This is a genomic window from Novacetimonas hansenii, assembly GCF_014843995.1.
Taxonomy (GTDB): Bacteria; Pseudomonadota; Alphaproteobacteria; order Acetobacterales; family Acetobacteraceae; genus Novacetimonas; species Novacetimonas hansenii.
The window spans coordinates 1,711,657-1,736,522 of the sequence record NZ_CP062147.1; the positions used below are offsets into that span (position 1 = coordinate 1,711,657).

The 24,866-nt window shown below is 61.0% G+C and carries 24 protein-coding genes; 4 read left to right on the forward strand and 20 right to left on the reverse strand.

Annotated features, from left to right (window positions below; translation table 11 throughout):
- Positions 1-7: 7 nt before the first annotated feature.
- The 7 genes from purL to purB form a co-directional block, all read right to left on the reverse strand.
- Positions 8-2,218, reverse strand: coding sequence for a phosphoribosylformylglycinamidine synthase subunit PurL (gene purL, locus IFJ82_RS07565; protein WP_192266165.1), 2,211 nt, complete (start codon positions 2,216-2,218; stop codon positions 8-10).
- Positions 2,215-2,916: a phosphoribosylformylglycinamidine synthase subunit PurQ gene (gene purQ, locus IFJ82_RS07570; protein ID WP_003620173.1), complete on the reverse strand. Its 702-nt coding sequence runs from the start codon at positions 2,914-2,916 to the stop codon at positions 2,215-2,217. Before purQ ends, purL begins: the two co-directional genes overlap by 4 nt.
- Positions 2,913-3,302: a Rap1a/Tai family immunity protein gene (locus tag IFJ82_RS07575; protein WP_003620171.1), complete on the reverse strand. Its 390-nt coding sequence runs from the start codon at positions 3,300-3,302 to the stop codon at positions 2,913-2,915. Before IFJ82_RS07575 ends, purQ begins: the two co-directional genes overlap by 4 nt.
- Positions 3,299-3,544 carry a phosphoribosylformylglycinamidine synthase subunit PurS gene (gene purS, locus IFJ82_RS07580; protein WP_003620170.1) on the reverse strand — a complete coding sequence of 82 codons (246 nt, stop codon included), beginning with the start codon at positions 3,542-3,544 and terminating at the stop codon, positions 3,299-3,301. Before purS ends, IFJ82_RS07575 begins: the two co-directional genes overlap by 4 nt.
- The gene (gene purC, locus IFJ82_RS07585) at positions 3,541-4,305 is read right to left on the reverse strand and encodes a phosphoribosylaminoimidazolesuccinocarboxamide synthase (RefSeq protein ID WP_003620169.1); all 765 of its coding nucleotides are present in this window, start codon (positions 4,303-4,305) and stop codon (positions 3,541-3,543) included. Before purC ends, purS begins: the two co-directional genes overlap by 4 nt.
- A gap of 124 nt (positions 4,306-4,429) precedes the next feature.
- Positions 4,430-5,215 (reverse strand): NRDE family protein, encoded by a 786-nt coding sequence (locus IFJ82_RS07590; protein ID WP_003620168.1) that lies wholly within the window; start codon positions 5,213-5,215, stop codon positions 4,430-4,432.
- Between the two features lie 78 nt (positions 5,216-5,293).
- Positions 5,294-6,646, reverse strand: coding sequence for an adenylosuccinate lyase (purB, locus tag IFJ82_RS07595; RefSeq protein ID WP_003620167.1), 1,353 nt, complete (start codon positions 6,644-6,646; stop codon positions 5,294-5,296).
- 206 nt (positions 6,647-6,852) lie between these two features.
- Here purB and IFJ82_RS07600 point away from each other — a divergent pair, with 206 nt between their 5' ends.
- From IFJ82_RS07600 to IFJ82_RS07615, 4 genes are read left to right on the forward strand one after another with little or no spacing between them, the layout of a single operon-like run.
- On the forward strand, positions 6,853-7,452 hold the full coding sequence (locus IFJ82_RS07600; protein WP_003620166.1) for a YjbE family putative metal transport protein: 600 nt from the start codon (positions 6,853-6,855) through the stop codon (positions 7,450-7,452).
- The gene (locus IFJ82_RS07605) at positions 7,434-9,482 is read left to right on the forward strand and encodes a lytic transglycosylase domain-containing protein (RefSeq protein WP_192266167.1); all 2,049 of its coding nucleotides are present in this window, start codon (positions 7,434-7,436) and stop codon (positions 9,480-9,482) included. The genes IFJ82_RS07600 and IFJ82_RS07605 overlap by 19 nt, the downstream gene beginning before the upstream one ends.
- Positions 9,482-9,943: a phosphatidylglycerophosphatase A family protein gene (locus tag IFJ82_RS07610; RefSeq protein WP_003620163.1), complete on the forward strand. Its 462-nt coding sequence runs from the start codon at positions 9,482-9,484 to the stop codon at positions 9,941-9,943. The genes IFJ82_RS07605 and IFJ82_RS07610 overlap by 1 nt, the downstream gene beginning before the upstream one ends.
- A gap of 37 nt (positions 9,944-9,980) precedes the next feature.
- The gene (locus tag IFJ82_RS07615; RefSeq protein ID WP_225578813.1) at positions 9,981-10,487 is read left to right on the forward strand and encodes a CinA family protein; all 507 of its coding nucleotides are present in this window, start codon (positions 9,981-9,983) and stop codon (positions 10,485-10,487) included.
- 250 nt (positions 10,488-10,737) lie between these two features.
- Here the strand turns inward: IFJ82_RS07615 and IFJ82_RS07620 are convergent, their stop codons facing one another.
- The 13 genes from IFJ82_RS07620 to IFJ82_RS07680 all read right to left on the reverse strand — a co-directional run bounded on the left by IFJ82_RS07620 (position 10,738) and on the right by IFJ82_RS07680 (position 24,653).
- Entirely contained in the window at positions 10,738-11,055 is a 318-nt protein-coding gene (locus IFJ82_RS07620; protein WP_003620159.1) for a hypothetical protein, read from the reverse strand.
- Positions 11,056-11,089: 34 nt separating this feature from the next.
- Complete coding sequence (locus IFJ82_RS07625) at positions 11,090-11,578, reverse strand: type II toxin-antitoxin system RatA family toxin (protein WP_003620158.1); 489 nt, start codon at positions 11,576-11,578, stop codon at positions 11,090-11,092.
- A complete protein-coding gene (gene lipA / locus IFJ82_RS07630; protein WP_075624266.1) occupies positions 11,578-12,570 on the reverse strand; it encodes a lipoyl synthase in 993 nt (330 codons plus the stop codon). The genes IFJ82_RS07625 and lipA overlap by 1 nt, the downstream gene beginning before the upstream one ends.
- Before the next feature lie 169 nt (positions 12,571-12,739).
- On the reverse strand, positions 12,740-14,152 hold the full coding sequence (gene lpdA, locus IFJ82_RS07635; protein WP_192266169.1) for a dihydrolipoyl dehydrogenase: 1,413 nt from the start codon (positions 14,150-14,152) through the stop codon (positions 12,740-12,742).
- 10 nt (positions 14,153-14,162) lie between these two features.
- Entirely contained in the window at positions 14,163-15,473 is a 1,311-nt protein-coding gene (locus IFJ82_RS07640) for a pyruvate dehydrogenase complex dihydrolipoamide acetyltransferase (RefSeq protein ID WP_192266171.1), read from the reverse strand.
- Between the two features lie 12 nt (positions 15,474-15,485).
- Positions 15,486-16,859: a pyruvate dehydrogenase complex E1 component subunit beta gene (locus IFJ82_RS07645; RefSeq protein WP_075631717.1), complete on the reverse strand. Its 1,374-nt coding sequence runs from the start codon at positions 16,857-16,859 to the stop codon at positions 15,486-15,488.
- Between the two features lie 4 nt (positions 16,860-16,863).
- Complete coding sequence (pdhA, locus tag IFJ82_RS07650; protein WP_174805748.1) at positions 16,864-17,823, reverse strand: pyruvate dehydrogenase (acetyl-transferring) E1 component subunit alpha; 960 nt, start codon at positions 17,821-17,823, stop codon at positions 16,864-16,866.
- Positions 17,824-17,954: 131 nt separating this feature from the next.
- Entirely contained in the window at positions 17,955-18,452 is a 498-nt protein-coding gene (gene moaC / locus IFJ82_RS07655) for a cyclic pyranopterin monophosphate synthase MoaC (protein WP_003620146.1), read from the reverse strand.
- Complete coding sequence (gene trpC, locus IFJ82_RS07660) at positions 18,449-19,300, reverse strand: indole-3-glycerol phosphate synthase TrpC (protein WP_003620145.1); 852 nt, start codon at positions 19,298-19,300, stop codon at positions 18,449-18,451. The genes moaC and trpC overlap by 4 nt, the downstream gene beginning before the upstream one ends.
- Positions 19,301-19,333: 33 nt before the next feature.
- On the reverse strand, positions 19,334-20,440 hold the full coding sequence (gene trpD, locus IFJ82_RS07665) for an anthranilate phosphoribosyltransferase (protein ID WP_192266173.1): 1,107 nt from the start codon (positions 20,438-20,440) through the stop codon (positions 19,334-19,336).
- 6 nt (positions 20,441-20,446) lie between these two features.
- Positions 20,447-21,049, reverse strand: coding sequence for an anthranilate synthase component II (locus IFJ82_RS07670; protein WP_003620142.1), 603 nt, complete (start codon positions 21,047-21,049; stop codon positions 20,447-20,449).
- Between the two features lie 86 nt (positions 21,050-21,135).
- Positions 21,136-22,650 (reverse strand): anthranilate synthase component I, encoded by a 1,515-nt coding sequence (trpE, locus tag IFJ82_RS07675; RefSeq protein ID WP_225578837.1) that lies wholly within the window; start codon positions 22,648-22,650, stop codon positions 21,136-21,138.
- Positions 22,651-22,721: 71 nt separating this feature from the next.
- Positions 22,722-24,653, reverse strand: a complete 1,932-nt coding sequence (locus tag IFJ82_RS07680; RefSeq protein ID WP_192266177.1) for a peptidylprolyl isomerase — start codon at positions 24,651-24,653, stop codon at positions 22,722-22,724.
- Positions 24,654-24,866: the final 213 nt, after the last annotated feature.

The following is a 24,866-nucleotide window of genomic DNA, read 5'->3' on the forward strand; positions in this document are numbered from 1 at the left end:
TTGCTGCTCAGCGATCCATAAGTCGCGGGAAAAATTCCGAATTCACCGCGACAAGACGTGCCTTTGATATTGTGGCGCCATTGGGCAATGTCAAACCGTCCCCGCCACTTTGACCCAGTACGCGACACGGGATGGAGGCCTGCGCGGCCCGGTCCATGAACGCCTTTGCATCGCGAACAGCGATGATGTAGCGCGCCTGGTCTTCACCGAACCAGTAGGCTTCCGGGCGGATGCCGGCCTGCGGTGCCAGCAGGGTGCATCCCGCCGTGCCCGCCATGACCATTTCCGCCACACTGACCAGCAGTCCGCCATCCGCTACGTCATGGCACGCGACGATGGTGCCATCCAGGATCGCCCCCCGCACGAAGTCGCCATTGCGGCGTTCGGCCTGAAGATCGACCGCAGGTGGTTCGCCATCCTGGCTGCCATGGATTTCACGCAACCATAGGGACTGGCCCAGTTCACCGCGCGTTTCGCCGATCACGATCACGTCACATCCGTCGGGCATGCCCAACCCGATTGCTTTCGTGACATCATCCAATACGCCAAGCCCACCGATGGCGGGCGTGGGAAGGATGGAAACGGACTCCCCATCCGGCCCGCGCGTTTCGTTGTAAAGCGAGACATTGCCACTGACGACGGGAAAGTCGAGTGCGCGACAGGCATCGCCCATCCCCGCGATGGCATCGACGAACTGCCCCATGACCTCGGGCTTCTCGGGGGAGCCGAAATTGAGGTTATCCGTCACCGCCAGTGGGCGCGCACCCGTTGCGGTCAGATTACGCCATGCTTCGGCCACCGCCTGTGCGCCGCCGGTACGGGCGTTGGCACGGCAGTAACGCGGTGTGCAGTCCGTCGTCATCGCAAGGCCGATGGTCGTATCCTCAACCTGTATGATGGCGGCATCGGCCGCACCCGGACGCCGGACCGTCTGTCCGCCCACCGTGCTGTCATACTGGTTCCAGACCCATTCGCGCGAGGCCAGGTCGGGACAGCGGATCAGGCGCAGCAGCGCCTGTTCGATGCCGACAGGGTCGCTGATCGTCCCCAGTGGCACGGGTGGCAGGGCCGGTGCGGTGGGACGGTGATAGATCGGGGCCTGATCCGCCAGCGGCGCAAGCGGGATGTCCGCCTCTGTCCGGCCCTGATGGCGCAGGACGATGCGTCCCGTGTCCGTCAGATGACCGATAACCGCGAAATCAAGTTCCCATTTATCGAAAATGGCGCGTGCCTGTTCCGTGCGGTCAGGACGGATGACAATCAGCATCCGCTCCTGACTTTCCGACAGCATCATTTCATAGGCTGTCATGCCGCGTTCACGCTGTGGTACCTGATCGAGGTCGAGTTCGATCCCCACCCCGCCCTTGCCCGCCATTTCCACGGCGGACGATGTCAGGCCGGCAGCCCCCATGTCCTGGATGGCCACAATCGCATCGGTCGCCATCAGTTCAAGGCAGGCTTCGATCAGGAGCTTTTCAACAAACGGGTCACCCACCTGTACCGTGGGACGTTTGGCCAGTGCGTCTTCGTCAAACTCGGACGAGGACATCGTGGCCCCGTGGATGCCATCACGCCCGGTCTTGGACCCGACATAGATGACGGGATTGCCTATGCCCGCCGCCGCCGAGAGGAAGATGCGGTCCTGCCGTGCCACGCCCACCGTCATCGCATTGACCAGCGGATTGCCATCATAGGCGGGGTGGAAGTTGATTTCCCCCCCAACCGTGGGAACACCGACGCAGTTGCCATATCCGCCAACGCCACGCACCACACCATCGACGATGCGTCGCGTCTGCGGGTTGTCAGGATCGCCAAAGCGCAGGGCGTTCAGGTTCGCGACCGGTCGCGCGCCCATGGTGAACACGTCACGCAGGATGCCACCAACACCTGTCGCCGCCCCCTGATACGGTTCGATGAAGGATGGGTGATTGTGGCTTTCCATCTTGAAGATGGCCGCCAGCCCCTGTCCGATATCGACGACGCCCGCATTTTCACCCGGCCCGTGGATAACCCATGGCGCCTTGGTCGGCAGCGTCTTGAGAAACGCGCGCGACGATTTGTAAGAGCAGTGTTCCGACCACATGACGGAAAAAATGCCAAGTTCGGTCAGGCTCGGCGTGCGTCCCATGATGGACAGCACATTGCCATATTCATCAGCCGTCAGGCCAAATTCCTTAGCCAGCGCCGCGTTGACGGGCTTCTGTCCTGCTGTGCTCATCCGACCAGCGCCTCCACCAGGCCCGTAAACAGGGGCTTTCCGTCTTCTCCGCCCATCAGGGGATCAACCAGGTCCTCCGGGTGCGGCATCATGCCGCAGATGCGCAGGTTCTCGCTAAAGACGCCCGCAATGGCCCCCATGCTGCCGTTGGGGTTGAGCGTGGTGTCCATGGCGTCAAGCCGCCCGTCCGCCGCGACATAGCGAAAGGCGACGCGGTTGGTGTCTTCAAGCATGCGGATCGTGTCGTGGTCGGCAATATAATTGCCATCCCCATGTGCCATCGGGGTGCGGAAGACGTCGTGGCGTTCCCAGTGGCGTGTAAACGGCGTATCGTTGCGTTCGACACGCAAGAAGCAGTCCTGTGACAGGAACCGCAGCGAGGCGTTGCGCAGCAGCGCGCCCGGCAGCAGTTGCGCTTCGGTCAGGATCTGGAAACCGTTGCAGACGCCAAGGATATGCCCCCCCGCCTGCGCAAAGCGGCGGATGGCGGGCATGATCGGGGCATGGGCCGCCATCGCCCCACAGCGCAGGTAATCGCCATAGCTGAAGCCGCCAGGCAATACCACAAGGTCAAGGTCCGGCAGGTCCGTTTCACGATGCCAGATCATGCGGGGGGCGACACCGGTCACGCTGCGCAGCGCGATCGCCATGTCACGTTCCCGGTTGGTGCCGGGAAAAACAACAATACCCGCCTTCATTTGTGGTCGCCACAGGGATAGGATTCATGAAGCGCCGTAAAGACCGCCTCCCCCGCCGGACGGGATAACTGGTCGTGATGCGCCTTCATCCAGTCCACGACCTTGCCACGCATGTCCGACAGGCTGGTCGCAGGTGCAATGCAGAACGCGGCCACGTCATGCTGGTCTTTTTCCGCGTTGCGTTCAAACAGATGCGCAAGGGCTGCCGCGTCCGCCACGCCAGAAATGTAGGAGTCACACAGACCCGTGCCCGATGCACGCGTACATAATGTGCCAAGCTGCGACGCAGGCATGCGCGAAACCCGCTGCGCATGCGCAGCAGACAGCGGCAGCAGGCCCGCGCCAAACGCGCAGGCCGCGAGGAAAATGCCCGTTGCCGTCTTCATTCTTCAACGACCTCCGCTGCAAAATCCTCGATCACGAGGTTGGCAAGCAGCGCGCGGGCCATTTCGTTGGCCTGCACGATGGCGCGGGCCGGGTCGCTTTCTGCAAGTTCAAGGTCGATCACACGGCCGATGCGTACGTCGCCGACATTCTTGAAATCCAGCACATGCAGCGCATGTTCCACCGCCTTGCCCTGGGGATCGAGCACGCCATCCTTGAGCATGACCGTCACGCGTACTTTCATTGCATTACCTCCGGTCCCTTCATGTCGGAATTCGTCGCCTCCGGCAGAATGCCAAGGCGCATGGCCACTTCCTGATATGCTTCCTCGACCTTGCCCATGTCCTGGCGGAAACGGTCCTTGTCGAGCTTCTGGCTGGTCTTGCTGTCCCACAGGCGGCAGTTATCGGGCGAGATTTCGTCCGCCAGCACGATGCGCATGTTGTCGTTTTCCCACAGGCGACCGAACTCCAGCTTGAAGTCCACCAGCGTGATGCCGATCCCCACAAACAGGCCGCACAGGAAATCGTTGATTCGCATGCTCAGCGAAACGATATCCTCCAGGTCATGCGCACATGCCCAGCCAAAGGCGGTGATGTGTTCCTCGCTGACCATCGGGTCATTGAGGCTGTCATTCTTGTAATAGAATTCGACGATCGGATGCGGCAGGCGGGTGCCTTCCTTGATGCCGAGGCGCTTGCTGAGGCTGCCTGCGGCGACATTGCGGATCACGACCTCAAGCGGGATGATCTCCACCTCGCGGATCAGTTGTTCGCGCATGTTCAGCCGCCGGATGAAATGGGTGGGAATCCCGATTTCATGCAGGCGCAGCATCAGGTGCTCGCTGATCCGGTTGTTCAGGACGCCCTTGCCGGTAATGACGCCCTTCTTGGCGCCATTGCCCGCACTGGCATCGTCCTTGAAATACTGAACCAGGGTTCCCGGTTCCGGACCCTCGAAAAGGATCTTTGCTTTTCCTTCATAAAGCTGGCGGCGGCGGCCCATACTCGTCCTTCACATACGGCTGTGGGAAGCATGCCGCAGGCATCCTCCCCTGCGGGTCCGCAACAGGACCCAGAATGTGCGCATGCAATAGCAGCGATTGCGCGTCGAAGATACCATAACGTTTCTATGTCGCCGCCGTGCCGGAACCTGCGCCTGCATTGATGCCGGGGCGAGCGGTGTTCAGGTCCACCGGGGCATATCCCACGCGGTCTGGTGCGCCAGCCGCGAAAAACCACGACCGTCCGTTCGGGGCGGCAGGATCGCGCGAGATGCCGAGTGCGGAGGAACTGCACGTGCCAAAGCCCGAACGTGGGGGGATGTTGAGTTCGCTGCCAGCGGGAAGCGAGCGATCGGCCAGCAGCACGGTCCAGCTTTCCCACGCGGGGGGCACGGGGCGTGGCGCGGCACGAAAACGCGGCAGGTGGCGTGCGATCCGTGGCATGGACATATCATCTGGGTCCGTGGTCGCGATCATGTGCGTTCCCACGTCGAGCGCGATAACCTGTGGTGTGCCATAGCCGGGGCCACGGATGAAAAAGGCATCGGTGCCATCACCCACGATCATGTTGAATGACCGCCATTCCCCCGCATCAAGGGCCGCGATCCGCGCCACGGCGTCGCGCGCACAACCATGATCCCCCACCATAAGCGGCAATTCCCCGCGTGAACGTTTGCCCGGCGCGGGGCCAAGGCTGCCGACACGGTTCATGATCGCCCCGATGACGCCTGCGTCGTTCATGGTCAGCCATGACCCACCAGCCACGCAGTCGCGCCCCCCCACGACGGTGGGATGATCGCCCCAGTGGCGCGAAGGTGCTTCCCACGGACGGTCGAGGCGTTCGTCGCGGTTGGCCGCCAGCAGCAGCGGCCATGCCTCATCCGGCTGGTGGGAGATAACGACAGTACACACGCCATTGATCCTGTATGTCTGGGCCTGTCCGGTTTGGCGCGCGCCGGTACCGGACAGGCAGGTCTGCCGGCTGTCCCCTTATGCGGACCGGGGGCCGGTTTCACCAAATACGCGGTTGTAGGTATGGTCCAATTGCCGCAGATGCGCCGTGCTGTCCATCGCCGCATCCAGCACTTCGGCAGGCACGCGTCCTGCAACCTCTGGGTCAGCGTCGAGGTTTTCGCGGAACGTCCTGCCGTCGGGCTGTCCCAGTTTGGTCCATGTTTCCATCGCGTTGCGCTGCACGATGCGATAGGCATCTTCACGTAGGATGCCTGCGCGTGCAAGCGCCAACAGCACTTCACCCGAATGGACAACGCCACCCAGACTTTCGATATTGGCCTGCATGCGATCGGGATAGATGACCAGCTTTTCCATCATGCCGGCAAGGCGCATCAGCGCGAAGTCAAGGCCGATCGTGCCATCGGGGCAGATGTTGCGTTCCACCGACGAATGGCTGATGTCGCGTTCATGCCACAGCGCCACATTTTCCAGCGCCGGGATGACATGTGAACGCACCAGACGCGCAAGCCCGGTCAGGTTTTCCGACAGGACCGGGTTGCGCTTGTGCGGCATCGCGGACGATCCCTTCTGCCCCGGATGGAAGAACTCCTCCGCCTCACGCACTTCGGAGCGTTGCAGGTGGCGTACTTCAACCGCAAGGCGTTCGATTCCACTGGCGATGACCGCCAGCGCGCAGAAATAGGCCGCATGACGGTCACGCGGGATGACCTGCGTGGAAACGCCTTCGGGTTCGAGGCCCAGCTTGCGTGCGACATATTCCTCCACGCGCGGGTCGATATGGGCATAGGTGCCCACCGCCCCGGAAATCGCGCATACGGCAATTTCCGCGCGTGCACGGACAAGGCGTTCGCGGTTACGCGCGAATTCCGCATAATGTCCCGCAAGTTTCAGCCCGAACGAGGTCGGTTCGGCATGGATGGCGTGGCTGCGTCCGATCGTCAGCGTATGTTTGTGCTCGAATGCGCGCTGTTTCAGCGCGGCGAGCAGCTTGTCCAGATCCTCAAGCAGCAGGTCGGTCGCCTGCACCATCTGCACCGACAGGCAGGTATCAAGTACGTCGGATGATGTCATGCCCAGATGGACGAAGCGGCTGTCGGGGCCGACCTTCTGGGCAAGCCATGTCAGGAAGGCGATGACATCATGGCGTGTCACGGCTTCGATTTCGTCAATCTGGTCCAGGTCGGCCTGCGTGAACGCCGCCATGGCGGCGTCGCCCTTTTCACGGATGGTGCGTGCGGATTCCTTGGGGATGGCGCCGTATTCGGCCATCGCCTCGCAGGCGAGGGCCTCAATCTCGAACCAGATGCGGTACCGGTTTTCCGGGGACCAGATGGCGGCCATCACCGGCCGGGTATAACGCGGGACCATAGGGTTGGATTTCCTTAACAAAATGCGCGATAGGGGAATGTGGGACCCTTTCCTAGCCAATTCCGCGTCGCGCGTCTTCCCTTTCGTGCATATTTCAAATCCGGATACGCATGATTGCATGGCATCCGCGTCCCACGGCATATAACAGGGCAGACCGACTTACTTTCACGTCCCTTATGGGCGGTGCAACAGGATATCCCTGCTTCATGTCATTTGCCGTTTCCGCCTCCTCGCTTTACGCGCTTGGTCAGGTTGTCCTCATTGATCTCACGCTTGCGGGCGACAACGCGATCGTTGTCGGGATGGCGGTGCGCGGCCTGCCTGCCCCACAGCGCAGGGTTGCGATCCTTTCGGGGGTATTGGGTGCGGCCCTGATCCGTATCTGCCTTGCACTGGTGGCCGTCCGGCTGCTGGCGGTCATCGGCCTGACGCTTGCGGGGGGGCTCCTTCTGCTATGGGTCTGCTGGCGGATGTATCGTGAAATGCGCGGTCCCGGCCATGCGGGGGAAGATGGCGCCCCTGCGCCCGCGTCATTGCGCAACGCCATTATCCGCATCATCGTGGCTGACCTGTCCATGAGCCTTGATAACGTGCTGGCCGTGGCGGGGGCCGCGGGAGAACATGTAGGCGTGCTCGTAACCGGGCTGGTGGTGTCGGTATTGATGATGGCCATCGCGGCGTCGCTGATTGCACGGCTGCTGGAGCGGTTTCGCTGGATTTCATGGATCGGGCTGCTGGTGGTGCTGGTTGTGGCGGTTGAGCTGATCTTCAAGGGCGGAGGTGAAGTGTGGACCCATCTTTCGTGACGGGTGACGGTCGGGCTATCGGTTATTTCCGGCGTCGCGCGCACGGTGCGCTGCGGCGTGGCGCCTTTCTTGCCTGCGTGGCGGCCGGGGTATGGATGTCCTGCCCGGTTTTTTCCCTTCATGCCGAAGGTCCTGTCATCCCCCCTGCCCCCGCATGGCCTACGGAGCGACAGGCCGGGACAGGCAATGCCGATGACAGCCCGGTCGCTGCCCGCCTGACGGTTTATCTGCGGCTGCTGTCGCCTGCGGGCGGCACGGCGGATGAATATGCCAATTTCCTGACCGAAAGCACCACATGGCCCAGACGTGGTGTCATGGTTGCGCGTTTTGAGCGTGCCCTGTCACAGGAAGGCGATCCTGCCGTACTCGCGCGGTTGTGTGCGCGTTGGCAACTTGGCACCGCACAGGCCCTTGCCCGATGCGCCACAGGGGCGGCACTCCCCCCATCGCGGATCACGCAATGGGCGCGTGCGGCATGGATCGCGGGAAATGACCAACCCGCCGATGCGCGCCTGATGCAGCAGCAGTTTGGTTCCAGCTTCACTGCGCAGGATAACTGGCGGCGTTTCGATCGGCAGGAGCGTACAGGCCGCCTTGGCGCCGCGGACGCGCAGGTGTCCTTCCTTGATCCGCAGCAGCAGGCGCTTGCGCGTGCGCGGCTTGCCTTTCATCATAACGATATGGGCGCTGAAAGCCTGCTTGCACTGGTGCCACCTGACCAGCGCGATGACGCCATACTGGTGCTGGAGCAGTTGCGCTGGCTTGACCATGCGCAGCGCCTTGATGATGCCCTGGCGTTATGGAAGCGTTCGGGGTTCACCATAGAACAGCAGCAGGACAAGGCGGGGGCCGCGATGTTCTGGCATGCCCGCGATGCGCTGGCGCGTGATCTGTTGGCGCAAGGGCGTAATCGCGACGCCCTGCTGGTTGCCGATGACCGTTCTGCCCTGCCGGAGGTCAGTTTTTACGATACGCGTTTCCTGAGCGGCTGGATCATGTTGCAACGGCTGCACCAGCCTGCAAAGGCGCTGGCGGCGTTTGCCCCCCTGACCACGGCAACTTCGCTGATTACCCGTAGCCGCGGATTATACTGGAGTGGGCGCGCGCAGGCCGCACGTGGCAACCGCGCGGCGTCCCGTGTTGCGTGGGACGAGGCCGCACAGCTTGCCAATACTTTTTATGGCCAGATGTCGATCACCTGCCTGCAGGACAATGCGGTCAATGGACTGTTGGCCCCAAGTCAGGCCGGGCAGTCCGTGCGTGAATATCTGGTGCGCCTGCATCCGCCCGAACCCACGGTCGAAGAGTCCGTGCGTTTCGAGACATCGGACCTTGCGCGTGCGGCCCAGATCCTGGCGTCGTGGAATGATTTTCATCATGCCCGTGATTTCGTCATCAAGCTGGATGAAGAAGCGACCCACCCGGTGGAGCATGTGATGGCTGCCCGGTTGGCAACCCGCCTTGCGATGCCTGATGTCGCGGTGCTGATTGCACGCCGCGCAGGTCGTGACGGGCTGGCATTGGTGGAGGATGGCTGGCCGCGCCCCTATGTTCCGGCAGAACATGATCTGCCGCAGGGGCTGGAACTTGCAGTCATGCGGCAGGAAAGCAATTTTGATCCCACCATCGTCAGTGGGGCGCATGCGGTTGGTCTGATGCAGTTGCGTCCTGCCACGGGCGAGGAGCTGGCGCGGCGTACGCACCAGTCATTTGGCACGATAACGGCAGCCACGTTAACGAACCCGCAGGTCAACATGACGCTGGGGGCAGCTTACCTGCAGCAGTTGATGGAGCGCTTTGGTGGGAGTGTACCCTACTTGCTTGCCGCCTATAACAGCGGTCCGCATCGTGTTGATACATGGCTTGCCTCCCTTGGGGACCCTGCACGTGACCATGCATCGGGCGAGGTTGTACTCGACTGGATTGAAAGTATCCCGTTCGAGGAAACGCGCAATTATGTGGAACGTGTGATGGAAAATATGGCGGTTTATCAGGCTCGGGCGATAACAGGACAGGAGGTCGCACGGTAATGCGTTTCCTCGCACGGATGATTGCCTGTTTTGGTGGCTGTGGTTTTTTCCCCAGGGCACCGGGGACGGTTGGGTCTCTGGCGGCGTTACTGGTGGGGATACCGCTATTACAGCACGTGGCGTGGATGGGCATGGCCATCATGGTATGCTGTGTCATCGGGTATTGGGCCACGGCCATGGTGTCCAATGGGGAAGACCATGGTTGGATCGTCATTGATGAAGTCGCAGGCATGTGGCTGTCGATGTGGCCGCTTGCCCCACTTTCCCCCTTTGCCCTGCGTGGCGCCGATTGCCTGTGGCTGGCGCTGGCGTTCGCACTGTTCCGGCTGTTTGACATCACGAAGCCGGGGCCGGTTGGCTGGTTTGACAGGCGTCATGATGCGGTGGGCATCATGGGCGATGATATCGTGGCGGGTATGGGGGCGGGCCTGATTGTCATGGCCCTGCATGCCATTGCCTGATCCCAGCGTTGGGGTAAGTAGAAACAGGAGAGTGGATATGGAACCGTCATTGCCCACCCCGATGATGCAGGGGGCGCTGCTGCTGCTCGAAGAACTGGCCCGGCAGGGACGTCGTATTGTCACGGCTGAAAGCTGCACCGGCGGCCTGTTGGCCGGGTCCCTGACGCAGCCAGCAGGGGCATCCGAATTCGTGGCGGGTGGGTTTGTCACCTATTCCAACGCCATGAAGATGCGATTGCTGGACGTGCCTTCTATCCTGCTTGACCTGCGTGGCGCAGTCAGTAGCGAGGTTGCCGCAGCCATGGCTGATGGGGCCGTGGCGGTCGCCCCTGATGCGGATGTCGCGATATCTGTAACAGGGATTGCAGGCCCCGGTGGGGGAAGTGCTGAAAAGCCGGTTGGTCTGGTCTGGTTCGCGGTTGCGATAAAGCAGCGGCAGACCCGGACGGTTTCGGTCGTATTTTCCGGGAACCGGGATTCAATCCGACAGCAGGCAGTTATTTATGCCCAGACACTGGTGCTTGAGGCGTTACATGCTGGTTAAGTAGGATGTTTTCTATGGAATGAGATGGAATTTCAAAAAATAACAAAGCCAAAATATGTCATTCATTCGAAATAAATCGTATAAAAATTTTGTTTATTTTAAAATCGTATCTCATAATAATTTATAAAAAATAATTTCAGTTCTATGGTTGGGTAAGCATCTGAGTATACATCTAATATATGTTGCGATCAGGTGCCATGACCTGATCGCGTGCAGAAAAAGTCAAATTTCTGTCTGGTAACATCCTGTTTTAATACATTGCGACAGTATCGCTGGTTTCAGGTACGCGGATGGGCGGCGAAGTCATTCCCGTTCCTGCGGCCTGGACAGGCTGAACCTTGCCGTTCGTTACGGCCTGCGGCGGGGCTGCTGCTGGTGTTGTCATGCTGGCCCGGGCTTTTTTCAGGCTTATGGCGTTGAGGTCCGCTGTTTCAGCGTTGCTGCCGGGGGCCGGGTGCTGGCTGGTTGATGCGTGATGATGTGCATGCCCCCCAGCCGGAGACGCATGTGCCGTCCCTGCCCCCGCCATTACAGACAGCAGGAAAATCAGGAAAGAAGAATATTTCATTAGACCATTTTCCGGGAAATAGGCATGCCCGCTTTTATGCGTTTCCCATCTTGGCGGGCATGGTCGAGGGATTGGCGGGCGGTATAATCGTGGGTGGACCATAAATATCGCGGGCCCGCCGGATAAAGGCCGAAACCATAAGGCGAACGGCCTCGTTGAACACAACGCCAATTGCCGCCTGCAACAGGCGGGAACGGAATTCGAAATCAACAAAGAAATCGATCAGGCATCCCCGTTCATCAGGGGTAAAGGTCCAGACGTTGTTAAGGTATCGAAACGGACCTTTTTCATAGGTAACGCGGATGGTCCGTGGTTGATCCAGGGTAACGCGGCTGGTGAAGGTTTCGCGAAACGGGCCAAAACCGATCGACAGGTCCGCCACCAGCAGGGTGGCGGTGCGGCTCCTGACGCTGGCATTGACGCACCAGGGCAGGAACTGCGGATACTTTCCGACATCGGCCACCAGATCAAAAAGCTGATCTGGAGAATAGGCGATCAACCGACGTTCGGCATGGGTGGGCATCACTTCGTCTCCATCGCGCCATTCTGGGCTTCCAGACGCTTTTGTCGTGCGGCGCGCAATTCCGCAAAATCAGAGTCCGCATGATACGATGACCGTGTCAGTGGCGAGGAACTTACCTGAAGGAATCCCTTGACCCGGGCCATGGCGGCATAGTCGGCGAACTCATCCGGCGTGACAAATCGCGCCACCGCAGCATGCTTGACCGTAGGTTGGAGATATTGCCCCAAGGTGATGAAATCAACGTCTGCTATACGCAGGTCATCCATGACCTGAAGTATTTCCGGCTTGTCTTCCCCCAGCCCAAGCATCAGACCTGACTTTGTGAAGATCGACGGATCAAGGCGCTTGACGTCGTCAAGCAGCCGCATCGACTGGTAATAACGTGCGCCAGGCCGGATGGACGGATACAGACGTGGCACGGTTTCAAGATTGTGGTTGAAAACATCCGGCCGCGCCCTGACCACAACCTCCAGCGATCCGGGTTTACGCAGGAAATCCGGGGTCAGGATTTCGATGGTGGTGGGGGGGGCCGCCTGCCGGATCGCGGTGATGACACGGGCGAAATGCTGCGCCCCCCCATCCGGCAGGTCATCGCGGTCAACGGACGTAATGACCACATGGCGCAGGCCCAGCTTTGCTACGGCTTCGGCCACACGTTGCGGTTCATCGGCATCCAGCGCGTTTGGCAACCCGGTGGTGACATTGCAAAATGCACAGGCGCGGGTACAGATCTCGCCCATGATCATCATGGTTGCATGACGCTGCGACCAGCATTCACCGATATTGGGGCAGGCTGCCTCTTCGCACACCGTGACCAGATTCTGGTCACGCATCAACTTGCGGGTTTCGTGATAGACGGGGTTATTGGGCGCACGCACCCGGATCCAGTCCGGTTTCCTGGCAATGGGATTGTCAGGCCGGTGCGCTTTTTCCGGGTGCCGCGCTGCGGGGGAACCCTCCTTGCGATGATCGATCAGGACACGTACGGACATAGCGGTAAAACCCCGAAAAACAGGCAGATATCCACAAGTGGAACGCACCGTTCCATGCGTCAAGCATTCTTGCGTCCCGGAACCTGGCAGGCAATCACAAGGTCGGGAAAAGCGGAAAGTGTAACATACCTCCCCCGTTCATGGCGCATGAAAGCGGTCTTTGCAGCCTTCAGAAATGCAGCGCCCCATCATAGGCGGCAAGCACGGCTTCGTGCATGGCTTCGGAAATTGTGGGATGCGGGAAGACTGTTTCCTTCAGTTCGCCATCCGTCAGTTCCGACGTCCGGGCAATGACGTAACCCTGGATCATCTCCGTCACTTCGGCCCCGATCATGTGCGCACCCAGAAGTTCGCCGGTCTGTGCGTCAAAAATGGTCTTGACCAGCCCCTCGGGTTCTCCCATCGCGATGGCCTTGCCATTCCCCACAAAGGGAAAGCGTCCTACCCTGATCTTATAGCCGGCATCCTTTGCCCGCGCCTCGGTCATCCCGACGGAAGCGACCTGTGGACGGCAGTACGTGCATCCGGGGATGTTGAGCGGGTCCATCGGATGGACGTCCTGCCCCGCAATCATTTCCGCGCACATGACCCCCTCATGGCTTGCCTTGTGCGCCAGCCACGGTGGCCCGGCGATATCCCCGATGGCATAGATCCCCTTTTCCGCCGTGCGGCAGTAGGGATCGACCTTGATATGGGTGCGGTCAACTTCGATTGCCGTGCCTTCCAGCCCGATATTCTCCACATTGCCGACAATCCCGACCGCCGAAATCACGCGATCGACGGTCATGTCATGCGTTTTGCCGCCAGCCTCGATCTTCAGGGTCACGGTTTCGGCCCCTTTGGAAACGGACACGATCTTCGCGCCCGTCAGGATCTGCATTCCCTGCTTTTCGAACGCCTTGCGGGCCAGACCGCTTATCTCCTCGTCTTCCACCGGCAAGATACGTCCGGCAACCTCCACGATGGTCACTTCGGACCCCATGTTGCGATAGAACGACGCGAATTCTATTCCAATCGCCCCGGACCCGATCACCACCAGACGTTTTGGCAACGTTGTCGGCACCATGGCCTCGCGATAGGACCAGATCAGTTTCTGGTCCGGCTCCAGCCCTGGCAGAACACGTGCCCGTGCGCCCGTGGCGATAATCACATGCGGGGCGGCAAGGGAGATCGCCTCCCCTCCCTTGGCCGGTGTTACTGACACACGGTGCTTATCACCCTCCCTGCCGTCGAGGCGGCCAAAGCCGTTGATGACTGTCACCTTGTTCTTTTTCAGCAGGTGTCCGACACCTGCCGACAGCTGCGCCGAAACCGCACGGGAACGTTTGACCACCTTTTCAAGGTCAAAACGTACATTGTCTGCCGCGAACCCGAATTCCCCAAGGTTATGCAGCAGATGGTTGATTTCTGATGCCCGTAGCAGCGCCTTGGTCGGGATGCAGCCCCAGTTGAGGCAGATACCACCCAGATGCGCGGCCTCCACCACCGCGACCTTGAGGCCAAGTTGCCCCGCGCGGATTGCACTGACATATCCGCCGGGACCACCACCGATGATGATGATGTCAAATTGGGAAGTGCTCATGCCAGCGTCCTCAGACCAAGAGACTTAGCGGATTTTCCACTACGGAACGGAAGACCGAAACCCATTGCGCAGCAAGCGCGCCATCGACGACGCGGTGATCGACCGACAGGGTCACGGTCATGACGGTTGCGATGCTGATCCCCCCATCCTTCACCACAGGGCGCGCTTCTCCTGCCGCGATGGCAAGGATGGCGGCCTGTGGCGGGTTGATGATGGCGGAAAATGCCTTGACCCCCATCATTCCCATGTTGGAGATGGAGAATGTTCCCCCCTGGAATTCATGGGGTTTGAGCTTGCCCGCCCGCGCGCGCTTGATCAGGTCACGGGTTTCCGCGCTGATCTGGCCAAGGCTTTTGTGGTCGGCCTGCCGGACGATGGGCGTAATCAGGCCATCGGGGATGGAGACCGCCATCGAGATGTCGATCGTGTCGTAATGGACCGTCATGTCGCCCGCAAAGGAGACATTCACGTCAGGCACCCGGCGCAGCGTGACGGCGGCGGCCTTGATGAGCATGTCATTGACCGAGATCTTGTAAGCCCCCGGCCCATCCGCAGGGGATGCCGCGTTCAGTTGCGTGCGCAGCGCAAGCAGCGCGTCGAGTTCGACATCAACCTCCACATAAAAATGCGGAATGGTCGATTTCGCTTCGCTCAGGCGGCGGGCAATGACATTACGCATCGTCGAATTGGCGACGGTGTGGTGTGGGGTATCGCCTGCAATGGCCGCGATGTCCTGCACAGGTGCGGGGACGGTGGCCGTGGGTGGTGCGGCAGGGGACGCTGCGGGCTGTATGGTGGCCTGTTCAACATCGCGACGGACGATGCGCCCGTTCGGGCCGCTTCCATTCAGTGCGGACAGGTCGATCCCTTTCTGGCTGGCGATACGCCGTGCAAGGGGGGATGCGAAAATACGCTGCCCCCTGGCCTGCCCCCTCGCCTGTTCTCTGGCCTCCTGGCCCGTGCCTTGCCCTGTGGCGGCGGGCATGGTCGTGGCAGGGATGGCGGTGGCAGTTGGGGCTGTGACTGGAGCAGGTGTCGGGGGTGTGGCAGGGGGGCTGGGCGCATCGGGCACGGCCTCCCCCTCGGTCACAAGGATGGCAATTGGTGTATTGACGCTGACTGCGTCGGTCCCTTCCTGCACGAGGATACGGCCAAGGATGCCCTCGTCCACCGCCTCGACCTCCATTGTGGCCTTGTCCGTTTCGATCTCGGCAACGACGTCACCGGCGGAAACGGCCTCCCCTTCCTTTTTCAGCCAGCGCAGCAGCTTGCCTTCCGTCATGGTGGGAGACAGCGCCGGCATCAGGATATTCGTGGACATCGCGTTGCTCCCTCAGACGATCTGCCGAACGGCGTTGAGTATCCATTCGACATTGGGCAATGCCAGTTTTTCAAGGTTGGCGGCGAATGGCATCGGCACGTCAGCACCTGCGACGCGTACCGGTGGGGCGTCGAGGTAATCGAACGCATGTTCAATCACCTGCATGGCGATTTCCGCCCCCATCCCGGCAAAGGGCCAGCCTTCTTCCACGCAGACAAGTCGGCTGGTCTTCTTGACGCTGTTCACGATCGTTTCGGTATCAAGGGGACGGATGGTACGCAGATTGATCACTTCCGCGCTGATGCCCTGATCCGCCAGTTGCGTCGCAGCCTCCAGCGCCACGCCGACCATGATGGAAAATGTCACGATGGTGACATCGTTGCCTTCACGTTCGACCTTGGCCTTGCCGATGGGCAGGATGAAATCCTCATCTACCGGGCATGGGAATTTCTGTCCGTAGAGGATTTCATTTTCAAGGAAGATAACGGGATTGGGGTCGCGGATTGCCGCACGCAAAAGCCCCTTCGCGTCGGCGGCGGACCAGGGGGCCACGACCTTCAGGCCGGGGATGTGACCGTACCAGCTTGCATAACACTGTGAATGCTGCGCGCCCACGCGTGCCGCCGCACCGTTGGGCCCACGAAAGACGATGGGACAGGACATCTGCCCCCCGGACATATAGCGCGTTTTGGCGGCGGAATTGATGATTTGGTCAATGGCCTGCATGGCGAAATTCATGGTCATGAATTCCACGATCGGTTTCAGCCCCGTCAGCGCCGCGCCAACCGCCATGCCGGTAAAGCCCTGTTCGGTAATCGGGGTGTCGATGACACGTTTCTCTCCGAACTCGTCCAAAAGCCCCTGCGATACCTTATAGGCGCCCTGATACTGCGCGACTTCCTCGCCAATCAGGAAAACGTCGCCGTCACGGCGCAATTCTGCGGCCATCGCGTCACGCAGGGCTTCACGCACTGTGATCTCGCTGGTTTCGCCCCAGTCCTTTTCGGCGCCCATATGGGGGGCTGGGGGTATGGCAGGGGCGCTGGTCGTCCGGGGGGGCGCCATCGGTACAGCCGCCGTCGCGGATACGGGGTTTGCGGATACGGGTTCTACAGGCGCCGCGTTGGCGGCGGAGCTGTCTTCCCCCGGTGCAAGAAGGATGGCGATGGGGGTATTGACCGCGATATTTTCCGTTCCTTCGGGAACGAGAACCCGCCCGATGGTTCCCTCTTCCACCGCCTCGACTTCCATCGTGGCCTTGTCGGTTTCAATCTCGGCGATCACGTCGCCGGGGGCGACATCTTCCCCCGTGTTCTTCAGCCAGCGCGCCAGCTTCCCTTCTGTCATCGTGGGGGACAGGGCGGGCATCAATATCTGTATGGGCATGTGTTCAGCTTTCGACAAGCACATCGGTCCACAGTTCGGACGGATCGGGTTCGGGGCTGGTCTGGGCGAAGTCACTGGCATCGACAACGATGGCCTTGACCTTGGCGTCAATGGCTTTCAACGCGTCTTCCGTCGTGCCCATGTTCAGGAGTTCCTTGCGCACACGGTCGATCGGGTCGTGGTTCTTGCGCATTTCGTCCACTTCGGACCGCTGGCGATACTTGGCGGGATCGGACATCGAATGACCGCGATAGCGATAGGTATCGACCTCCAGCAGTACCGGCCCCTTGCCCGCGCGACAATGTGCGACTGCGTCACGTGCCGCGTTGCGCACGGCTTCCACATCCATGCCATCGACATGGAATCCCGGAATGCCCCATGGTTCCCCGTTGCGCCACAATTCACGCGATGCAGAGGCCCGCTCCACACTGGTGCCCATTCCGTAATGGTTGTTTTCAAGGACAAAGACGCACGGCAGCTTGTGCAGGGCGGCGAGGTTAAAACTTTCGTAGACCTGGCCCTGATTGGATGCGCCTTCGCCATAATAGGTGACGGAAACTTCGTCCGTACCACGATATTTGTTGGCAAAGGCAAGCCCGATACCAAGGGAGACCTGCGCACCGACGATGCCGTGCCCGCCGTAAAAGTTCTTCTCGCGGGAGAACATGTGCATTGATCCTCCCTTGCCGTGGGAATATCCGCCTTCACGTCCGGTCAGTTCCGCCATGACCCCGCGTGGCGTCATGCCCGCGGCAAGCATCTGCCCATGGTCGCGATAGGACGTGATGATTTTGTCCCCGTCCTTGAGCTCCATGTGGATACCGACCACCACGGCTTCCTGCCCGATATAGAGATGGCAGAACCCACCGATCAGGCCCATCCCGTACAACTGCCCCGCGCGTTCCTCAAAACGGCGGATCAGGACCATCTGGTAATAGGCTTCCTGCAGTTCAGCCTGGGTCATGGCCTGACTGTTACGGCCGACTACGACATCGGAAACTTGTTTTTCACTCATTGAGTGTCCTTGCCTTCTTACATGACGTACAGACCGGGCCAGGCCAGATAATCACGCAGCAACCAGGGGTCGCGTCCGGTTTATCTGGATGGCGGTGCCGTCCTTTCATAAAGCCCTGATGCGCCGCCGGATTTATGGTGCAGGCAAATTTGACCGATCTCCATGTCGCGATCGACCGCCTTGCACATGTCATACAGCGTAAGGCCCGCCACGCAGACAGCCGTCAGGGCCTCCATTTCCACACCGGTTGGGCCGGTGGTGCTGACGCGTGCGGTAATCTCAATACCTGGTGTATCCGTCGTGGGGATAAGGTCGACCTTGACCGATGATAATGCCAGCGGATGACAGAGCGGGATCAGGTCGGCAGTTTTCTTCGCCGCCATGATGCCCGCGATCCGTGCCGTGGCCAGTACGTCCCCCTTTGGCGCGGTGCCTGACAGGATCATGTCCCGCGTTGTGCCGCGCATGGTAATACGGCCCTTTGCCACCGCTTCACGCCGGGTTTGCGCCTTGCCAGAGACATCCACCATGACGGCGTTGCCCGCAGCATCAAGATGCGACAGTGTCGTTTCCGTCATGCCGGTGCGGTGCCCAGCAGCATGCGGACCGCATTCGCCGGATCATCCATGCGCAGCAGGCTTTCACCGACCAGAAATCCACTCGCCCCCACGGCATTCAGCTTCACGATGTCCTCGTGCGTGCGGATGCCGCTTTCAGAGACGATGATCCGGTCCGGCGGGACCATCGGTGCAAGTTCCAGTGTCGTGCCAAGGTCGGTCTTCAGGGTCTTTAGGTTGCGGTTGTTGATGCCGATAAGCGATGTATCAAGCGCCAGCGCCCGGTTTAGTTCCTGCTCGTCATGCACTTCGACCAGTACGTCCATGTCCAGTCCGCGTGCGATGTCGAGGAGTTCCGCAGCCTCTGCATCCGTCAGGATCGCCATGATCAGCAAGATGCAGTCCGCACCGATCAGGCGGCTTTCATGTACCTGCCACGGATCAAGGATGAAGTCCTTGCGCAGGATCGGCAGCTTGCACGCCTCGCGCACGCGGGTCAGGTCTTCGGCGCTTCCGTGAAAGCACGATCCTTCCGTAAGCACGGAAATGCATGCCGCCCCTGCCTGTTCATATTCCTGTGCAATCAAGGTGGGCTGGTAATCGGCGCGCAGGATGCCGGCAGAGGGGGACGCCTTCTTGATTTCCGCGATAAGCCCGATCTGGTGGTCGGCAGTACGCTGCTTCAGCGCCTGTCCGAAGCCGCGCGGCGGGGTTGCCACCTCGCGCGCGCGCGCGGTGATTTCCTTGAGCGGCATGACGGTTGCACGTTGCGCGACATCCACCCGGGTGCGGGCGCAGATCCGGTCGAGCACATCGGGCAAATCATCGGCATCCAGGTCCGGGACAGAATCGGTCTGTTGCGGCATCATTGGCGTGTCGTTCATTTTTTACCCTGTGTTACTCTATTCTGGCCTGTCCGCCCGGTATTCACGAACGGATTGAAGCACGGCATGCGCCGCGCCATTGTCAAGAACGCTGGCGGCCAAGGCAACGTTCTTACGCAGGGCGACAATAGCAAGTCCGTCGCTCTGAATGATATTCCCATGCCCCGACACATGCAGCGCCACGGCCGCGTTCAGCAGGACCGTGTCGCGGTATGCGCCACGCTCACCATGCAACAGGGCCTCCAGCGCGCGGGCATTATGGTCTGGAGTACCGCCCGCGATCGCCTCGATCGGCGTGGGGGGCAATCCCGCATCCGTGGCCGTGATGGACAGTTCACGGATGGTCCCGTCATCAAGCGCGCAGACCCGGTTTTCCCCGGCAAGGGTCAGTTCATCCACCCAGCGGCCGTCACCGCATGCGCCGCTGACGCTCCAGACACAAAGCGATCCTTCGTCACGCAGGGTCTGGACAATCGGACGCCGCCAGCGCGGATCGAACACGCCCACCAGTTGCCGACGGACATGTCCCGGATTGCATAAGGGGCCGACAAGATTGAAAATGGTCCGAAAGCCGAGTTCCCGCCTGACCTGCCCCACATGCCGCAAGGCGGGATGATGGTTGGGGGCAGCAAGGAACGCCACACGGCAGGCATGCACCAGTGCGCGGATATCATCATGCCCGTCCGGCAGGCCAACGCCAAGTTCGCACAGCACGTCTGTCGCCCCGGAACGCGAGGATAATGCCCGGTTGCCATGCTTGACCACCGGCACGCCGAGGGCCGCAAGAACGAAGGCCACTGCGGTGGAGACATTGAACGTGCCAAGCCCGTCGCCCCCTGTGCCACAGACGTCCATGGCCCCCGATGGCAGGCCGTCGACGCCCACCATGCGCGCACGTATCGCACTGACGGCACCGCGCAGCTCGTCCGCGCTCTCCCCTTTTGCATGGAGTGCGGTAAGGAGCGCGGCAAGGCGGATGTCGGAGACATGCCCGTCCATGACCTGGCCGAACACCTCTTCGGCGACCTGAAGCGGGAGGTCGCGGCCAAGCAGCAGCGCCTGCATCGCGGAGCGGAAATCGCCAACCATGGGGACGGGCATGGACTGGCCGGATGACTTCGCCATGACGGTTCAGGCAGCCCTGGATTTGGACGGTGCAGTCCCTGTGCGCGCGATGGCAAGGAAGTTGGCCAGAATATCATGGCCGTGTTCTGAGGCGATGCTTTCGGGATGGAACTGTACCCCGAAGATCGGCAGTTCGCGGTGCCGCAGCCCCATGATCACACCATCTGACGTCCATGCCGTGGGCACCAGCGTATCCGGCAGTGTATCGGGGTCAACCGTCAGGCTGTGATAACGTGTGGCGCGGAACGGGTCCGGCAGGCCGGTAAAGATATCCGTCCCGTTATGGATTACGGGCGAAACCTTGCCATGCATCGGAATGGGGGCACGCACGACCTGGCCACCAAAAACCTGACCGATCGACTGATGGCCCAGACACACGCCGAACATCGGGATTTCCCCCGCCGCGCGCGCGATCAGATCACAGCAGATCCCCGCCTCGTTCGGGGATCGGGGGCCGGGTGAAAATACGATCGCCTCAGGCTTCAGACGCATCGCGTCTTCCACGCTCAGCGCATCGTTGCGGCGTACGTCACAGCGTTCCCCCAGGTCCCCCAGATAGTGGACAAGGTTGAAGGTAAAGCTGTCATAATTGTCGATCAGAAGGATCATGGCGATATCATGACCCCCCCGCGTGGCAGGGTCAAATCCCTGTTGGGGCAAGCGATAAAATAAATGTGTGCATTTCCGTACAGCATTTACTCACCTGCTTTTTCAGGCTGTTCGCGGCTGGCGAAACGGACGGCCTCTTCCGCGGCGCGGAACAGGGCGCGGGCCTTCTGGCGGGTTTCCTCGTACTCGGCCTCGGGAATACTGTCGGCGACGACACCGCAGCCAGCCTGTACATACATCTTTGCGTCCTTGACGACCGCCATGCGCAATCCGATGCAGGTATCCATCTGTCCCTCTGGGCCGAAATAACCGATGCACCCGGCATAGGTCGCCCGTCGTGTGGGTTCGACCTCGTCGATGATTTCCATGGCCCGGATCTTTGGTGCGCCAGTCAGCGTCCCCGCCGGGAATCCCGCCATCAGCGCGTCAAGTGCCTCCAGCCCCGGACGGATCGTCCCTTCTACATTGGAGGAGATATGCATGACGTGACTGAAGCGTTCGATGACGAACTGTTCCGTGACCTTGACCGAGCCCAGCGCGCAGGCCTTGCCCACATCATTGCGGCCAAGGTCGATAAGCATGAGATGTTCAGCCCGTTCCTTGGGGTCGGCAAGCAGATCCTGCTCCAGCGCCATGTCCTCGGCGGCCGTGCGGCCGCGTGGGCGTGTGCCGGCGAGGGGACGCACCGTCATCGTGTTATCGCGCAGGCGTACCAGGATCTCTGGCGAAGAGCCGACAAGGCTGAACCCGTCAAGGTCGAGAAAGAACAGGAATGGCGCGGGATTGATCCGACGAAGCGCGCGGTAGAGTGCGAACGGCGGCAGGGTGAAGTCCGCCTCGAAACGTTGGCTGGGTACGACCTGGAATGCATCACCTGCGGCGATATAATCCTGGATACGACGCACCACCGTGCAGAATTCCTCCCGCGTGAAGGGGGATGTGGGGATGGGCGGCGTAATCGCCCCCGTTTCCTGGGGTGGCGTCGGTAATGGGGTGGCCAGAGCCGTACGCGCCTGATGCAACAGCGCCTGTCCCTTGTCCCATATCTCGTCCGCGGGGGTGTCCAGATCGGGGCGTAGCGGCACCGCAAGCAGCAGTTCGTCGCGCACCGTATCGAAAATGGCGAACAGGCCGGGGCGGATCATAAGGCCTTCGGGCAGGTCAAGGTCATCAGGCGGAATATCCGGCAGGTATTCCATCTGTCGGATCATGTCATAGCCAAGATAGCCAAACACCCCGCCGGTCATCGGGGGAAGATGATCGGCAAGCCCGATCCGGCTGGCGTGCAGCACGTCACGCAGGGACTCCAGCGGGGGGCGGTCGTCAGCGTGGAATTCGTGTTGGGCAGCAGCCGGGTCCATGCACAGGCTGGCCTGACCATCATGGCAGCGCCAGATCAGGTCGGGCAGAAGTCCGATCACCGAATACCGTCCGCGCGAGACGCCGCCTTCGACGCTTTCGAACAGGAAAGCATTGCGGCCGCCCCTGCCCCCACCATGGCGACTGGCCAGTGGTGAGAGATGCAAGAAGGCTGCAACCGGTGTCAGCAGGTCCGCAGGTTCCACCCGCCATGCAACCGTCGCCTTTCCATCGCGCAGCATGGCCAGAGCCTCTTCGCGGTCGGAAGCCGGCGTTGCCCGGAACGGGGGAATGAACTGCGAAGGGTCTGTGCTCACTGTCCTGCCTCTGGATTGCCCTTGCCGGAAACGGCGGACATAACGGCGCTGATGGCGCTCGGGTTGGGCTTGGGTTTCACGATGCTCTGCAGTGCCTGAGCGTAGCTCATCTCCACATCATCGGCCACGGCCTGCGTCAGTGTCGTGCGGATGCGGTCGAACAGCATGCGCTGTGATGCCGGGTCTGGGGTGGAAATATCCGTCAGCGTCGCAACATAAAAAGCCCCATCCGCCTCCACCATCAGGCTCTGGCCGGTATGGTCAAGGCGGAAGGCGATTTCCGCGATGTCATGCGGGACCTCGGTCACGTCATGTGCGCGCGAAAATGGGGTGCTGTGTACCAGGTCGGGCACAGCGGGCTGAATATGGGCAAGCCCCCCCATGGTCTGGGCTTGTGTATACAGCGTCGTTGCCGTCTGGTCTGCTGCATGACGACGGGCATCGTCCATCCATGCGTCACGGACCTTCTGCGCCGAATCCTCGTACGACAGCGGACGGGCGGGTGTCACACCATCCACGGAAACGGCGTACCATGTTCCCTCGGGGGCCTGCAGCAGTTCAGGGCTGCTGCCCTTTGGCTGGGAGAAGACGCGCGCGACAATCGCCTGGCGCACGGCGTCACTGCCCGGGATGGGGGCTGGTGTGCCCTCCTGCGTCATGCCATGGGCATCGACATTGCCCGCGACCGCCACCGCGCCCAGTTCGGATGGGATGGAATCCAGCCCGCCGCCTGCAATGGCGTCCTGCAGTTTCTGGACCCGATCGCCAATCTGGGCCTGCACCCGTTCGGCCAGTGCCTGCGCCTGCAGGGCGGGACGTGCGGATTCAAAATCGGAAATATGTGCAGGCGTGACATGGAGGACGCGGAAGATGGCCCATCCGCCATCGGTATGGATGGGGGGCGAGACGGTATCAGACGGCGCGTTGAAGATCTGCCGACCGAGTTCCTGTGACGGGATGGAGGAAATGCGGATATCGTCCATTTCCACGCTGGCGCTGTCCTTGCCCGCGCTTTTCTGCATCGCGTCCCAGCTTGCGCCGCCCTGCCATGTCGTCAGCAGTTCGCGCGCGCGCGCCTCGTTCGGGGCGGTGATGACCTGAACGGAGCGGGTTTCGGGGGTGTTGAACCGTTGTGCCTGCTGTTCATACATATGATGCAGGTCCGCATCGGGAATGGTCATGGAGCGGGCCACGGTTTCAGGCGACAGAACCACGATTCGGGCGTGGCGGTACTCTGGCGCCTCAAACAGCCACGGATGGTTGGTATGGAACCGGCGGGCCTGCGCGTCGCTGGGGGCGGCGGGGGTCTGCGCGGCAAAGGGAACGCGCACGATATCCACCTTGCGGGTCTGTGCCTCAAGGTCAAAGATGCGGCGCGTCAGGAGGTCGGGTGCACCCGCACCGTTGCGAATCGGTTCCATCAGGGCTTTTGATGCCTGTTCCGCACGGACCAGTTCAATAAGCCGCGCTTCTGTCATGCCGCTGCTGCGCAGGCGGTTGTTGAAGGTGGTGCGGTCGAATTGCCCGTTTTTGTCCTGAAATGCCGGGATGGCGAAAATCTCGGCCCGCACGGCGCTGTCCGGCACCAGCAGGCCATGGTTGCGTGCCGCAAGCGCGACCTCATCCTGCAGGATCAGGCGCTGGAGGACCTGTTGTGCGATCTGTTCACGCGTGGCCGCCGGGATCTGCGACGGATCGTCAAGGTGCATCTGCTGCGCGATCTGGGGCATTTCCGTGCGTAATGCCTGTTCATAGGCTGGCACAAGGATGGGGTCCGGCCCGACACGTGCCACGACATCGGCACGTTCGGTACCGATGTTCATCAGTACATCCCCCACACCCCACCCGACGAATGTCAGGAAAAACAGCCCCACGATAACCCTGCCAACCCAGGAATCGACAAAAATACGGCACAAGAATGATAACATGCAGACACCAGACCCAGACGAAAATCGGCAAGTAAACGCAACATGACCCATGCGCGCGTGGCATGGATGGGCCATTTTTTAGCTGCGGCACCATACGGCCCCCCCGTGCGTTTGACCAGAAGGCAGTTGGGGGCGTCCCTGCCCTTCGTGCGGATGGGTTGCCACCTGCAGGGGGGCGTGGTCTAGGTTGGGCCATAACGTCCCCGGTCCTGC